This window comes from Rhodococcus erythropolis R138 (assembly GCF_000696675.2).
GTDB classification, from domain to species: Bacteria; Actinomycetota; Actinomycetes; order Mycobacteriales; family Mycobacteriaceae; genus Rhodococcus_F; species Rhodococcus_F erythropolis.
This window is the reverse complement of the sequence record NZ_CP007255.1, coordinates 92501-107500: the sequence shown is the minus strand read 5'-3', so window position 1 is coordinate 107500 and position 15000 is coordinate 92501. Positions and strand designations below refer to the sequence as shown.

At 59.9% G+C, this 15000-nt stretch carries 10 protein-coding genes and 2 rRNA genes (1 of these 12 running past the window's edge); 5 read left to right on the top strand and 7 right to left on the bottom strand.

From position 1 onward, the window contains the following. The 3 genes from H351_RS00460 to H351_RS00450 form a co-directional block, all read left to right on the top strand. Positions 1-2227: ribosomal RNA gene (locus tag H351_RS00460) — 23S ribosomal RNA — on the top strand (it extends 908 nt beyond the left edge of the window). Between the two features lie 159 nt (positions 2228-2386). Next, positions 2387-2503: ribosomal RNA gene (gene rrf / locus H351_RS00455) — 5S ribosomal RNA — on the top strand. 396 nt (positions 2504-2899) lie between these two features. After that, the gene (locus H351_RS00450) at positions 2900-4324 is read left to right on the top strand and encodes an aldehyde dehydrogenase family protein (protein ID WP_007732506.1); all 1425 of its coding nucleotides are present in this window, start codon (positions 2900-2902) and stop codon (positions 4322-4324) included. A 63-nt stretch (positions 4325-4387) separates the two neighbouring features. On the opposite strand, the gene H351_RS00445 is transcribed toward H351_RS00450, so the two are convergent. From H351_RS00445 to H351_RS00415, 7 genes are read right to left on the bottom strand one after another with little or no spacing between them, the layout of a single operon-like run. After that, positions 4388-5149, bottom strand: a complete 762-nt coding sequence (locus tag H351_RS00445; RefSeq protein WP_019746656.1) for an HpcH/HpaI aldolase family protein — start codon at positions 5147-5149, stop codon at positions 4388-4390. Between the two features lie 34 nt (positions 5150-5183). Next, complete coding sequence (locus tag H351_RS00440; protein ID WP_021334655.1) at positions 5184-6143, bottom strand: aldo/keto reductase; 960 nt, start codon at positions 6141-6143, stop codon at positions 5184-5186. Beyond that, complete coding sequence (locus H351_RS00435) at positions 6143-7009, bottom strand: ATP-binding cassette domain-containing protein (protein ID WP_051253226.1); 867 nt, start codon at positions 7007-7009, stop codon at positions 6143-6145. Before H351_RS00435 ends, H351_RS00440 begins: the two co-directional genes overlap by 1 nt. Continuing rightward, positions 7006-7839, bottom strand: coding sequence for an ABC transporter ATP-binding protein (locus tag H351_RS00430; RefSeq protein ID WP_024488052.1), 834 nt, complete (start codon positions 7837-7839; stop codon positions 7006-7008). Before H351_RS00430 ends, H351_RS00435 begins: the two co-directional genes overlap by 4 nt. A 3-nt stretch (positions 7840-7842) precedes the next feature. Next, entirely contained in the window at positions 7843-8790 is a 948-nt protein-coding gene (locus H351_RS00425; RefSeq protein ID WP_029254351.1) for an ABC transporter permease, read from the bottom strand. Next, complete coding sequence (locus H351_RS00420; RefSeq protein ID WP_007732496.1) at positions 8790-9794, bottom strand: ABC transporter permease; 1005 nt, start codon at positions 9792-9794, stop codon at positions 8790-8792. The genes H351_RS00425 and H351_RS00420 overlap by 1 nt, the downstream gene beginning before the upstream one ends. 4 nt (positions 9795-9798) lie before the next feature. After that, on the bottom strand, positions 9799-11376 hold the full coding sequence (locus tag H351_RS00415; RefSeq protein ID WP_007732494.1) for an ABC transporter substrate-binding protein: 1578 nt from the start codon (positions 11374-11376) through the stop codon (positions 9799-9801). A gap of 212 nt (positions 11377-11588) precedes the next feature. Between H351_RS00415 and pdxA the strand changes: the two genes are divergently transcribed. Beyond that, positions 11589-13829, top strand: coding sequence for a 4-hydroxythreonine-4-phosphate dehydrogenase PdxA (pdxA, locus tag H351_RS00405; protein WP_029254352.1), 2241 nt, complete (start codon positions 11589-11591; stop codon positions 13827-13829). Between the two features lie 28 nt (positions 13830-13857). Beyond that, on the top strand, positions 13858-14625 hold the full coding sequence (locus H351_RS00400) for a DeoR/GlpR family DNA-binding transcription regulator (RefSeq protein WP_029254353.1): 768 nt from the start codon (positions 13858-13860) through the stop codon (positions 14623-14625). Positions 14626-15000 lie beyond the last annotated feature (375 nt).

The following is a 15000-nucleotide window of genomic DNA, read 5'->3' as shown; positions in this document are numbered from 1 at the left end:
TGGTTCTCCCCGAAATGCATTTAGGTGCAGCGTCGCGTGTTTCTCACCGGAGGTAGAGCTACTGGATGGTCTAGGGGGCCCACAAGCTTACCGAAATCAGCCAAACTCCGAATGCCGGTGAGTGAGAGCGCGGCAGTGAGACTGCGGGCGATAAGGTTCGTAGTCGAGAGGGAAACAGCCCAGATCGCCAGCTAAGGTCCCTAAGCGTGTACTAAGTGGAAAAGGATGTGGGGTCGCGAAGACAACCAGGAGGTTGGCTTAGAAGCAGCCACCCTTGAAAGAGTGCGTAATAGCTCACTGGTCAAGTGATCCTGCGCCGACAATGTAGCGGGGCTCAAGTACACCACCGAAGCTGCGGCATTCACGCAATAGCCCCCAGTTGATCCAAGGATTTTCTGGCAGGTGTGTGGATGGGTAGGGGAGCGTCGTGTGGCCATGGAAGCGGCAGGGTGACCTAGCCGTGGAGGCCACACGAGTGAGAATGCAGGCATGAGTAGCGAAAGACGAGTGAGAAACTCGTCCGCCGAATGACCAAGGGTTCCTGGGCCAGGTTAATCCGCCCAGGGTGAGTCGGGACCTAAGACGAGGCCGACAGGCGTAGCCGATGGACAACGGGTTGATATTCCCGTACCCGTGTGAACGCGCCCATGGTGAATCAGTGATACTAACCATCCTGAAGCCACGAGAAGACCTTCGGGTCTCGAGTTGGTGGATGCATGGGACCTGATCTGGTAGTAGCCAAGCGATGGGGTGACGCAGGAAGGTAGCTGAGCCAGTCAGTGGTAATACTGGTGTAAGCGTGTAGGGCGTGACCTAGGCAAATCCGGGTCACACATAGCCTGAGACGTGATGCGTAGCCGATTGAGGCGAATTCAGTGATCCTATGCTGCCGAGAAAAGCCTCTAGCGAGCTTTCACACGGCCCGTACCCCAAACCGACACAGGTGGTCAGGTAGAGAATACTAAGGCGATCGAGATAACTATGGTTAAGGAACTCGGCAAAATGCCCCCGTAACTTCGGGAGAAGGGGGGCCCTGTCTGGTGACGACATTTACTGTCTGAGCTGGGTGGGGCCGCAGAGACCAGTGAGAAGCGACTGTTTACTAAAAACACAGGTCCGTGCGAAGTCGTAAGACGATGTATACGGACTGACGCCTGCCCGGTGCTGGAAGGTTAAGAGGACCGGTTAGTTCCTTCGGGAGCGAAGCTGAGAATTTAAGCCCCAGTAAACGGCGGTGGTAACTATAACCATCCTAAGGTAGCGAAATTCCTTGTCGGGTAAGTTCCGACCTGCACGAATGGCGTAACGACTTCTCAGCTGTCTCAACCGTAGACTCGGCGAAATTGCATTACGAGTAAAGATGCTCGTTACGCGCGGCAGGACGAAAAGACCCCGGGACCTTCACTACAGCTTGGTATTGGTGTTCGGTTCGGTTTGTGTAGGATAGGTGGGAGACTGTGAAACGGTGACGCCAGTTATCGTGGAGTCGTTGTTGAAATACCACTCTGATCGAATTGGACCTCTAACCTCGGACCATGATCTGGTTCAGGGACAGTGCCTGGTGGGTAGTTTAACTGGGGCGGTTGCCTCCCAAAATGTAACGGAGGCGCCCAAAGGTTCCCTCAGCCTGGTTGGCAATCAGGTGTCGAGTGCAAGTGCACAAGGGAGCTTGACTGTGAGACTGACAGGTCGAGCAGGGACGAAAGTCGGGACTAGTGATCCGGCACCGGCAAGTGGAAGCGGTGTCGCTCAACGGATAAAAGGTACCCCGGGGATAACAGGCTGATCTTCCCCAAGAGTCCATATCGACGGGATGGTTTGGCACCTCGATGTCGGCTCGTCGCATCCTGGGGCTGGAGTAGGTCCCAAGGGTTGGGCTGTTCGCCCATTAAAGCGGCACGCGAGCTGGGTTTAGAACGTCGTGAGACAGTTCGGTCTCTATCCGCCGCGCGCGTTAGAAACTTGAGGAAGGCTGTCCCTAGTACGAGAGGACCGGGACGGACGAACCTCTGGTGTGCCAGTTGTTCCGCCAGGAGCACCGCTGGTTAGCTACGTTCGGAAGGGATAACCGCTGAAAGCATCTAAGCGGGAAGCCTGTTCCAAGATGAGGTTTCTCACCCCCTCGAGGGGGTAAGGCCCCCGGCAGACCACCGGGTTGATAGGCCAGAACTGGAAGTGCAGTAATGCATGCAGGTGACTGGTACTAATAGGCCGAGGACTTACCACAAAGAAGCTACGCGTCCACTGTGCGGTATCTGAAACAACACACAGATACTGATGAGAAACTCTGTTTTCTCCGTCATCCATCCACCCGGTAACGGGTTCGGGTTGGTGCACGGTGAAACCAGGTGATCAGAAGTTGGTTACTGTGACAGTTTCATAGAGTTACGGCGGTCATAGCGAAGGGGAAACGCCCGGTCCCATTCCGAACCCGGAAGCTAAGCCCTTCAGCGCCGATGGTACTGCACTCGACAGGGTGTGGGAGAGTAGGACACCGCCGAACACAAATTAAGAGAAGCCCCCCAACCAGTGATGGTTGGGGGGCTTTCTCGTACCCAAAACACCCCCCAAAAAACCACCCCCCGGATCGAGCGAACGGTACGTCCGTCGCCTCAGATCGACCCAACGCCCCGTTCACACCATCAAGGGGCGGGAGCACAGCCGGCACACCACCCCGTCCGGGACCGAGCGAACGACACTCTCACCCTCCTAGACGAGGGGAACGATACGTTCACACGATCCGCGAAAAGCCTGCGCTCACCACAGGTCTCGTGAGTCGAACGCCAATCGCGATACTAACCCGCTACGGAACCCGTCGAGCGTGGCTAGGCTCGGAAGAGGTGCCCCGTGTGATCGGGCCCACCTCACCTGTGCACGCGTGATGACTACGGAGGCTTCGATGACCGATATTCTCGACCGCACCAAAATCTATGTTGATGGCGCCTGGATCGAATCCACTGGCAGCGGTCGGATCGACGTTCTCAATCCGGCTACCGAAGAGCTGATAGGAACTGTCGCCGAAGGCACTGTCGAAGATGTCGACGCGGCCGCGAAGGCAGCACGAAAGGCGTTCCCTGCCTGGTCTGCACTATCCGGCGGTGAGCGCGCCGAATATCTTTCCAAGGCCGCGGCGATAATTGCCGAACGCACCGATGATCTTGCGGCGCTTGTTTCGCAGGATATGGGAATGCCGATCGGATTCGCGAAGCCCGTACAAATCGGAATGCCGCTCGCGAATTTGAATGCATTTGCCGAATTGGCTCGCACTTATGATTTCGACGCTCACGAGGTCGGGAATTCGCTGATTGTTCGCGAACCTGCGGGTGTTGTCGGCGCCATCACTCCCTGGAACTTCCCGCTCCACCAAGTTGTCTTGAAGGTCGGCGGTGCGCTCGCCGCGGGCTGCACCGTGGTTCTCAAGCCCACCGAGGTTGCGCCACTCATCACGTACGCTCTCGCTGACATCTTCGACGAAATTGGTTTGCCTGCAGGTGTATTCAACCTGGTGAGTGGCTACGGCCCGGTAGTGGGCGAAGCCATCGCCGGCCACCCTGAGGTCGACATGGTCTCCTTCACCGGATCGACTCGTGCAGGCAAGCGAGTGGCCATCGTTGCCGCGGACACCATCAAGAAGGTCTCGCTCGAGCTGGGCGGCAAGTCGGCGAATGTCATTCTCGACGACGCCGATCTCGAAAAGGCTGTCACGGATGGCGTCGCAAAGTGCTTCATCAATTCGGGCCAGACCTGTTCGGCGCTGACGCGTATGTTGGTTCCCGCGGAGAAGGTGGATGAGGCAGCGGCAATTGCTGCTGCAGTCGCCGCTCATTTCCCGGTAGGTGATCCGACTCAGCCGACTTCGGTGCTTGGTCCTCTGGTGAACGCGAATCAGCTGGGACGCGTTCGCGGATATATCGAGAAGGGTGTGTCGGAAGGTGCCACCGCGGTTGTCGACGGTCGCGAAACCGGTCTGGCCAGTGGATATTTCGTCGGGCCGACGGTGTTCGCGAACGTGACCGAAGACATGACCATTGCGCGCGAGGAGATCTTCGGACCGGTCCTCTCGATCATGGGTTACAAAGACGAGGCCGACGCAGTGCGGATCGCCAACGGCACCGAGTACGGACTGGCCGGTGGCGTTTGGTCAGGTGACCCCGATCGCGCGGATCGCGTCGCCCGGCAACTGCGGGCCGGGCAGGTCGAGGTGAACGGCGGCGCCTTCAACACGAATGCTCCGTTCGGTGGGTACAAGCAGTCGGGCGTCGGGCGCGAGGCCGGCACGTTCGGGCTCGAAGAGTTCCTCGAGATCAAGGCGATTCAGCGATAGTTTGTTCGAGAATGGCGATGCTCCCGTACCAAGTGCGGGAGCATCGCCATTTTTGTACCCGGATCAGGACTTGGCGGCATCCAAATGCTGAGCCGAGATGTTCGCCAGATGTGTCAGGTCCGAGGCCACGGTCGCGAACGTGTAGCCCTCCCCGAGCCGTTGTGCCGCAACCTGACCGGAAGGTGTGTGGATTCCCGCAGCGACTCCGCTGACGGCGGCAGCTTCGCGCACCCTGGTGAGCGCTGCTTCGAATTCCTCGGCGACGTCCGGATCGTTGGAGTGCTTACCGCCGACGGCGATTCGTAGGTCGGACGGCCCGACGTACACGCCGTCCAATCCGGGCACTGCGCAGATCTCTTCGACGTTCGCCAGACCCTGTGGGGTCTCGATCATCGCAAATACAACGGTGTCGCGGTTCGCGTCGGCGGGAACGGGGCCGATACGGAGTTGAGAGCGCATGGGTCCGTAGGAGCGGATGCCGAAAGGCGGATACTTGGCGGCTGCCACGGCGGCCGCTGCCTCTTCGGCGTTGTTGATCAGCGGAACGATGACGCCCACAGCGCCCGCGTCGAGTGCACGGCCGATGGGCGTCGGATTGTTTGCCTCGACGCGCACCATCCCGACAGTGGACGGTGACGAGTCGATGGCGGTGAGCCCGGCGACCATCCCCGAATAGCCGATCAGGCCGTGCTGCATGTCGAGGGCAATGTAGTCCCAGCCGACGTGCGCAATCCATTCGGTCGAGACCGGACTGTCGATGACGGACCAGTATCCGAGAATGCGTTCGCGTCCTCGGATACGTGCGGCGAATTCCTGTGCTGACATAGTGAAGAACTCTTCCTGATGAAGGTCGGGTGTTTCAGCGGTTGTAGTTGGGCATGGGGCCTCGTAGGGCGGCACCGACTAGGTCACACTCTTCGACGGTCGAGGCGTCGAGTGGACCTCGCCCGATGGCCGCGATATTGGATTCGAGGTGCGTAACTTTGGATCCTCCGAGGAGCAGCGATCCGGCGACGGGCTTGCTGACCAGCCAGCGCAACGCAAGCTCGGTCAGGGAGATGCCCGACTGTTCCGCGATCGCCGTCAGTTGTGCAATGGCGTCGAAGATCTGTGTGTTCCAGTATCGCTCCTTGTACATCGACGCAAGACGGGAGTCGCCGAATCGGCCGTCGACGGGGTTTTCCTCGAAGGTGTGGCGCCCGGTGAGCAGGCCCCCACCGAGTGGGTTGTAGACCATGGTGGTCAGTCCGGTCACGTCCGCGAATTCTGCGTATTCTTCTTCGATGCGACGCGCGAGCAAGTTGTAGAGCTGTTGTGCGACGATCGGTCGCGGAGCACCGACTGTGTCTGCGGTGTAGTTGATTTCACTGATTTGCCACGCGGCAAAGTTGGATACGCCGAGTGTGCGGATCTTGCCCTCGGCAACCAGTTCCGCGACGGTGGTAAGAGTTTCGGTCAGCGTGACGGTTCGGTCCGGCTGATGGAGATAGAACAGGTCGACGTAGTCCGAGTCGAGTCTGCGCAGACTTCCTTCGATGCTTGCTCGGAGTCCCTTTGCCGAGAGTGGGCTGTTGTCACCGGCATCGGGGTGTGGCATTCCTGCTTTGGTGGCCAGAGTGACGGAATCGCGTCGGCCATGGAGGAGCTTTGCCAGCATGCGCTCGGACTCACCGCCCGCATAGCCGTTGGCCGTGTCGATGTGAGAGATACCGGCGCCTAGTGCTGCGTCGAGCATCGATCCGGCACCCGATATGTCGACCGTATCTCCGAAGGTCATAGTGCCGAGCACCAGTTTCGGAAGCTCGAGTGGGGCGGTCATCAGGCAACTCCTCGTGATTCGGTCTGCTTGGCTAGCAAGTTCTTGGACAGGGCTGCCACCACGTGGCGTGGTTTGATGCCGACCATGGTGGTGGGATCGAGAGCAGCGCCTCGTAGTGCGCGGGTGTACGGCTCGCGCGGACTGGCGAGAACTGTTTCTGTGGAACCGGATTCGACGATGGCTCCTTTCGACATCACGACTACGGTCTCGCTGATTTCTCGGACGACGCCCAAGTTGTGTGAGATGAAAACGTACGTCAGACCGGTATCGGTCTGAATTTCACGTAGGAGCGCGAGTACCTGCGCTTGCACCGAAACGTCGAGAGCGCTGGTCGCTTCGTCGCAGACCAGGATCTCGGGTCCGCTGGCAAGTGCACGGGCAATTCCGATGCGCTGACGTTGGCCACCGGAGAACTCTGCCGGACGCCGGTGTAGTGCCGAGTTGGGCAGGCCAACGCGATCGACGAGTTCTGCTGCTGCCTTGGCGCGTTCAGACTTGCTCCGAACACCTTTGAGGCGCAGTGGTTCTCCGATGATGTCCTCGGCAGTCAGATGGGGGTCCAGCGATCCGTACGGATCTTGGAACACCATTTGAACGCGAGAGCGGAAGGGGCGCAGTGACTTCTCCGACATCTGCGCGATGTCATTGCCGTCGACGAGAATGCGTCCACTGGTCGGTGTGAGGAGTCGGACGATAGATCGAGCGATTGTCGACTTGCCACATCCGGATTCGCCGACGATGGCCAGGGTCTTGCCCTTTTCCACCGAGAAGCTCACAGCATCCACGGCTCGGAAAACTCCGTCGGGAACCGGATACTCGACAACGAGATCTTCGACGGCGAGAAGTGGCGTTTCGTGGGGGTTCATGCCGAGGCTCCGATCTGTGTTGAACGGGCGGGGTCGCCATCCCAAGGCCCCAGGTGCGGTATGGCGTCGAGAAGCTTTTGTGTGTAGGCGCTTTGCGGTGAGTCGACGAGAACGTCGGCGCTACCGGTCTCGACAAAACGTCCGTCCTTCATCACGTAGATGCGATCGGATACGAGTCGGGCGACTCCGAGGTCGTGGGTGATGACCAGCATTCCGATCCCGGTGCGTTCCTGCAATTCGAGCAATAGATCCAGAATCCCGGCCTGAACGGTGACGTCCAATGCGCTGGTGGGTTCGTCGGCCACGATCAGTTCGGGGCCGGCAGCAAGAGCTCCGGCGATGAGGACGCGCTGCAGCATTCCACCCGACAGTTGATGCGGGTACTTGTCGAGTTGCTTATCCGGATACGGAATGCGTACCTGCTCGAGCAGTTGCACTGCCCGCTCGATTTGTTGCTTCTTCGCGGTCACACCGCTGTGGCGCACTGCTTCTCGAAGTTGGCTGCCGATGGTGTGGACGGGACTCAGAGCCGTCATCGGGTCCTGGGGGATGAGGGCGATGTGTTTTCCACGAATATCGTTCAAGATCTTCGTGTTTCCGAGAATGTCCTGGCCTTTGAACACGGCTTTCCCGGAAAGAACGGCAAGATCGTCCGGAAGCAGCCCGAGGATTCCCATGGCCGTGGTCGACTTTCCGGAGCCGGATTCACCGATGATGGTGACGGTTTCACCGGCGTCGATGCAGAAGGACACCCCGTCGACGGCTCGGATGACGCCATTCGCCGTGACAAGTTCGATCTGGAGGTCGTCGACCCGTAGTAGATTGCCCATGTCTCACGCCTTTGCTTTCTGGGCGTTGCCACGCCCGAACAGGCTTGCGCCCAGTCGTTTCGAACCTGCAGGACGATCGCGCAGGCCGTCGCCGAGTAGGTTCACTCCGACGACCAGTAGCACGATCATCAGACCGGTCAACGTGACGATCCACCATGACGTGGTGATGTAGTCCTGGCCGTCGGCGATGATTCGTCCCCACGTTGCGAACGGACGTTGCGGTCCGGCGCCGAGGTAACTCAACGAACTTTCCAGCAGTACGGCCTGCGCGAGCAGCAGCAGGACGACGAGCGAGGCCTGCTTGACGATGTTCGGAATGACGTGACGAAGCAGAATTGCCATGCGAGTAAGTCCGAGGACTCGAGCTGCAGCTACGTAAGGCTTTTCGCGTTCGACGAGTACCAATGAGCGAGTCAACCGTGCGACCTCGGGCCACTGCGCGATCGCGATGACAAACGTGATGACGGGAATGGACGGACCGAACAGCGCAACGACGAGAAGCAGCATCATCAGCAGAGGCAGAGAAAGCTGTGCTTCGAGTAGGCGGGAGATGACGGTGTCGACCCAGCCGCCGAAGTACCCCGCGGCGGATCCGGCGACTATGCCGATGACCCCGGAGACGATCACGGCGAGAATACCGATCGTCAGAGACACCTGGCCGCCGTGCAGGATCCGTGAGAGGAGATCTCGTCCCAACTGATCGGTGCCGAACAGATGGCCGTCGGCGAGGGGCGGTAGCCGTCGACTGCTCAGGTTGGTCTGGTTCGGATCTGCAAGGGGGAGTAGTCCCGCCAATGCAACAGGAAGAATCACCAGGAGCGCGCAGATCGAGCCGGCCCAGATCTTGACTCGGCTGTCTCGCTTACGGCGCGTGGCTCCGGCGCGTGCGAAGTCTGCCTCGGTGACCGCGCTGGCGCGTGGAGTTGTTGGAGGTTCCAAGACGGTAGTCATCAGTTGGCGCCCTTTCCGAGTCGCACGCGTGGATCCAGGAGGGGGTAGAGGAGGTCCACTGCCAGTTGCACGAGCACGGCGAGAACCGCAGTGACAAGCACGGTGGCCTGGATGAGCGGGTAGTCGCGAGTCTCGAGTGCACGGACCACCAGCGAGCCGACACCAGGCCAGGCGAACACGACTTCGACCACCACGACGCCGTTCAGCATTCCGGCAAATCTGGTGCCCAGCGCGGTGACGATCGGAATCGCAGAATTACGCATCGCATATCGCCAGGTGAGTTCGCGTTCGGATACTCCGCGAGAACGTGCGACCGTGATGTACGGAGAAGCGAAGGCCGAGACCATTTCGCGTCGAACCATCCGGGAGATCAACGCGATCTGAAGGATGGCGATGGTGACGGTAGGCAGGATCAACGACGGCCATGTGGTGAAACCGGCTGCCGGGAGTACTGGGATCAAGACCGCGAAGATCGTCACCAGCATCAGGCCGCTCCAGAACTCCGGCATGGACTGCCCGCCGACGGCTACGACGTTCGCACCGAGTTCGCGTCGGGTGTCCGCGTGACGGGCCATCCACACGCCCAGCGGAATCGAGAGCACGGCGGTCAACAGAATGGAGCTGACGGCAAGGGTGATGGTGTACGGGAGACGGCCGAGGACAACGTCCATGGCCGGCGCCTGGAACGAGTACGACGTGCCGAGATTCAGATGGACGAGGTCCCACAGGTAGATCAGGTATTGAGAGAACACCGACTTGTCCAAGCCCATGTCAGCACGGATTTGTGCTAGATCCTCCGTGCTGGCCAGCGGTCCGGCCAAGGCGTAGGCAGGATCGCCGGGAGCCATTCGGATCAGGACGAACACTGTTGTGAGCGTGAGGAAGATCGTCAAGGCACTCTGTGCCAAGCGTTTGAGCACGTATTTGACGGTCGGGTTGATCCTTGTGCGCCGACGCGGAGAGATTCCGAGAGCGGTTTGCGGTTTCGGAGCGGTGAGAGTCATCGCCTCAGGCCTCCAATCGGACGGCGCCGAGGTCGTAGGAGTTGATCGGGGTCAGTGAAACATTTTGTACACGAGTGCGTTTCGCAAGGAGTGCGTTGGGTACGAAGCTCCACAGGCAAGGCCAGGTGTTCCAGATGTCTTGTTGTGCGGCGTCGAGTAGAGCGGCGCGCTTGGTCGGGTCTGGTTCACTGGATGCGGCTTGGATCTTCGCGGTGATTTCGGGGAAGACGTACCCGTGATAGGTGTCGCGAGTTGCTTCCTTCTCCGCTGTGCCGGCGTACATCCCCTGCAACGTGGTCAGTGCAAGTCCGGTCTGGTTGCCGTAGCCGTTGCCCAGCACATCCCAGTCGCCGGTCTTGCCCTGGCGCCAGGACGAGATGTCACCGCCCGGTTCGAACTGCTGGAGTTTGACGCGTACTCCCACGGCCTTCATCATTTCGAGTACCGATTCCATCACCGAGACGTCGTTGGTGAACTCTCCGGTTTCCCAGATGAAGGTGAGTTCGAGGTCGTCGGCGCCTTCGGCCTCGAGCATCTGCCGCGCTTTCCGTGGATCATATTGGTAAGTACCGGTTTTCACGGCTCCGTCCAAGGTCGACGGTGCGGGGCCGGTGGCCGGGACTGCGGATCCGATCAGCACGTCCCGAGCGAGTGACTCACCGTCGATGGCATACGTGAGAGCTTCTCGGACACGCGGATTGGACAGTGGGTGATCGGCGGGCTTGCGGAAGTTGAAGAACAGTTGGTTGATGCGTGTGCTCGGCACTGTGTCCACCTGGACACCAGGCAGGTCGGCGAGTTGTTCGGCGGAATCGGGACTGATCGAGTCGATGACGTCGACCTCGCCGCTCCGAAGTGCGACGACGCGGCCGGCCTCTTCGGGAATGAAGCGGACCTGAACACGACGAACGCCAGGGGCCGGGCCCCAGTAGTTGTCATTGGCGACAAGTGTGTAATCGCCGGTGCCCCGGTTCGATTCGCTGACGACGAACGGTCCAGACCCGATTCCGCTCTGCAGTTCGTTGGGTTCGTTGGCAGCGGCCGGGGTGATCAAGATGTTGGACATGAGCGAGTCCAGAACCGGCACCGGGGAATTCGTCCGAAGGATGAAGGTGCGATCGTCGATGGGCACGACCGTCGGCCACTCGGGGAACTGCGGTGCGACAAACGATCCGCTGACCTGCTGGTACATCTGCATTGCCGTCGTGACGTCGTCGATCAGCACAGGTGTGCCGTCGGAGTAACGGATGCCCTCGCGGAGTCGAACCGTCCACTCGGTCGGGCCGGTCGATTCGAACCTGTCAGCGAGAACGAGTTGCGGTGTCAGATTGTCGCCGATCCGGGTGAGACCTTGTCTGACGCCACGTTGAGCCGTGACTGCTGCGTCGAATTGATTGAGTTTGTTGTCGAGGCTGACGAGCGAACGGTTGAGCCCGAGCACCAGGGTGTCCTGGGTCGGCTTCCCGGTAGGGCCGGCGCACGCGGCAGTCGTGCCCAGAAGCGTTGCGCCACCGATCAGCCCGGTGAACTGCAGAAAGGATCGCCGGGAGAGCTGTGGTGTTCGCAAACGAGTATTGGTCATCGGTGACCTTTCGATCCTGACGGGGCAGCGTGGGGGCGACGCTCCGAGCGGACTGTTGGTGAACAATTGCGTCGGGCTCTCGCTTGTAACTCAGCTCACAATGGCACTGTTGCGCACTTCGCGCAAGTCCCGTAACTTCGATTGCGTACTTCGCGCATCGGTTGCGATGCTGTGCATACTCGATTCAGACCGAAAGGGGGTCGAGGAATTCGATGAAACCACTGGTAATCATCGCTGATGATCTTTCCGGAGCCGCGGAGTCGGCCGCAGGATTTCTGCTCCGCAGTTCGGGCATATCGCTTCGACTCGGCCCAGGTGCGCCCGACGGATCAGGAGTGACGGTTTTCGATCTGCACTCACGGCGATCCGACCCCGCCAGAGCCTCTCGTGACGTGAGATCAGTTCTGCAATCGTCTGACGGCTCCGAGATCGTCAAGAAGATCGATTCCCTGCTCAGGGGCAACATAGCGGCGGAGGTTGGAGAACTCTCCCGCGACGGATCCCCGGTCATCGTCGCCGCCGGACTGCCCAGGCAAGGGCGCACGGTGCAAGGCGGGGTGGTGTTGGTCGATGGGGTTGCGTTGCACGCCACCGCCCTGTGGCGCGCGGAGTCGAAGCCGGCTCCTCGGTCGATTGCGGAGGCGCTCGGCTCGTCGGCAATTACTTCTGGCGTATCGCTGGACGACATTCGCTCCGGGCGGTTGAGTCAGGTTCTTGCGTCGATCTCAGAAGCCGGGTCGGTGGCGATCTGCGACGTCGAGACCGACAGTGATCTGGAACTGATTGTGGCTGCAGCACAGGAGGTTCGGGGTTCTCGATTGGTAGGAACCTCGGCGCTCGCGACGGCAGTGGCACGACGACGAACCGTGCAGTCACCCGTCGTGCGTCCATCTCTTCGTGATTCTCGATCTACTTTGGTGGTTGTGGGGACGGCGGATGCGTCTGCCGGGGACCAAGTGGAATTGCTTCGGGATTCAGGTGCGCACCATATCGAAGTGAACAGTGCTGAACTCCTGGCGCATTCGGTCGATCCGCTTCCGATTCTGAACGCACTGGATCGCGGAAACGTCGTGGTTTCGGTAAGTGGACCTGTCGTGCCTGCAGAATCCGTCCATCTCGTTTCGGCTCTCGCCGATCTGATCGCTGCCGTCGATGCAGGATTCTCCCACGGCGAGTACCCGATCGACTTGGTTCTTACCGGTGGCGAAACCGCGCGCAGCGTTCTCGACCGCCTGCGGATCGACACTTTGTCACCGATTTACGAAATTGAACACGGCGCCGTACTTTCCGTCGACCACACCGGACGGTACATCGTCACGCGGCCAGGCAGTTTCGGGAATGCACACAGTCTTTTCTCTATAACGAAGTTTCTCGCGCGCCCCATCCCGGTCGACGCTCCGGACAGTCCACCTTCAGACAACGAGGTCAATCCCATGTCAATCGAATCCACTCCACTGCCGCTGATTGCTGTCACGATGGGCGACGGCGCCGGCGTCGGACCGGAAGTGATCGTCCCCGCACTCCTCGACGCCGAAACGAGAAAGCGTTGCCGCCCTGTTGTTGTCGGCGACGCGAAGCGTTTGCGATTGGCTGCCACGGTGCTCGGAATCGACGTCGACGTGGTCGCGATCGAGGAGATCAAGGATGCTGAATTCAACGATGGACGGATCAACGTCATCGACCTGGACTTGCTACCCGAGGATCTCGCCTGGGGTGAACTGTCGGCAGTCGCGGGGGATGCGGCCTATCAATATATCCGCGTCGCAAGCGAACTCGCCGTACGCGGTGAAGTCCAGTCGATCTGCACGGCGCCGCTGAACAAGGAAGCGCTGCATGCGGCAGGACACATCTATCCCGGACACACGGAATTGCTTGCGCACCTGACCGGTACCGAGGAGGTGTCGATGATGTTGTCGACCCCCAAGCTCAAAGTGATTCACGTGACCACTCACATCGGACTGCTCGATGCAGTTGCCAGGATCGAGCCCGGCCTGGTCGAGAGGACCATTCGTCGAGGTCACGAAGCTTTGGTGCGCACGGGCAATCCATCTCCGAAAATCGGCGTGTGCGGGATCAACCCGCATGCGGGGGAGAACGGGCTTTTCGGGTACGGAGAGGAAGAGCAGAAGATCATTCCCGCCGTCGAACTCTTGAAGGCAGAAGGAATCGACGTCCACGGCCCACTGCCGGCGGACACGGCATTCTTCCTCGCTGGACGTGGGGACTACGACTTGATCGTTGCGATGTACCACGATCAGGGGCACGGCCCGGTCAAGGTTCTCGGGATCGAGGCCGGCGTCAACATCACCGTCGGGTTACCTGTCATCCGTACCTCCGTCGATCACGGAACCGCTTTCGACATTGCAGGTAAGGGCATCGCCGAGGCCGGTAGTATGGTCGAAGCGCTGCGGCAGGCGGCCGAATTGGCAACCAGCACATTCGTTTCCAAGTAAGCACCAGGGTTTGTAGGGGGGAGGAGCGATGGCCATCCGGGAGTCGGAGGCGAGGCGGTCGGAGATTGCGAGGCTCGCTCGCACCAGCGGTCTGGCCAGTGTCGAGGATCTGTCTGTCCAATTCGGGGTGACTGCATCTACGATTCGTCGCGACCTGAGTCAGTTGACTGCCCAGGGAGTAATTGCTCGAACGTACGGCGGGGCGATTGCTCTCAACCCTCATCCGGAATCCTCCTTGCGTCAACGCGCAATGGAGGGATTCGACGCCAAACGGGGCATCGCCGAATGGGCTGCTGAGCAGGTCCGGCCCGGAGAAACCGTGCTCCTTGATGCAGGTACCACCGTCGGAGCGATGGGAGAGTTCTTACGTCACGTGACGAATTTGACGGTGATCGCTGCAGGGCTGACGGCGCTCGAGGCGTTAGCCGACGCTGATGGTGTTCGAGTCGAATGTCTCGGCGGGACGCTGAGGCAGCTCAGTCAAGGATTCGTCGGGCCACTGGCAGAAGCGTCGCTGCAGCGGGTGTCGTTTGACAAGGCATTCCTCGGTGCCGATGCGGTTACCGCTGACCTGGGTATTTGTGAAGCTGAGCTCGATCAGACCCGGCTCAAGGAAATGATGATCGAACGTGCCGGCGAGGTCTACATACTCGCCCACTCCGCCAAGCTCGGTGAACGTCCTTTCCATGCGTGGGCGCCGATACCGCCGGGGGCCGTGCTGGTTACCGATGCTGCAGTAGACGCAAAGCAAGTCGCGTTGTTCGAGGATGCAGGTATCCGAGTCCAAGTGGTGTGAGTTCTCGCTGCGTGCCGATCCGGCCACGGTGTCCGGCGTCACATGATGTCCGAATTGGTGAAAATCGACTGAAACGGGCAATCTTGCTGGGGAAATGGATACCTCCGAGTCTCTGACCTGTGGATTTGGCAAAGACTTCGGCGGACGCGTAACTTATTCCAAGTCAGAGCGACACGGACACCGACTCCCGCCTTCACGGCGAGTGACACGAGGTTGTACGAAGTGCCTGACCAAATTTCGAAGTAGTTTCCATCGTGTATGGTTGTGCTTCACCTCCAGTTCTTCCCGAATGTGCATCGGTTTGCGCCGATGATCATGATGGGATAGGCTGGAAAAGTTGCCCCGGAGCGGCGGCCATAGGGTCGTGGTGATGGT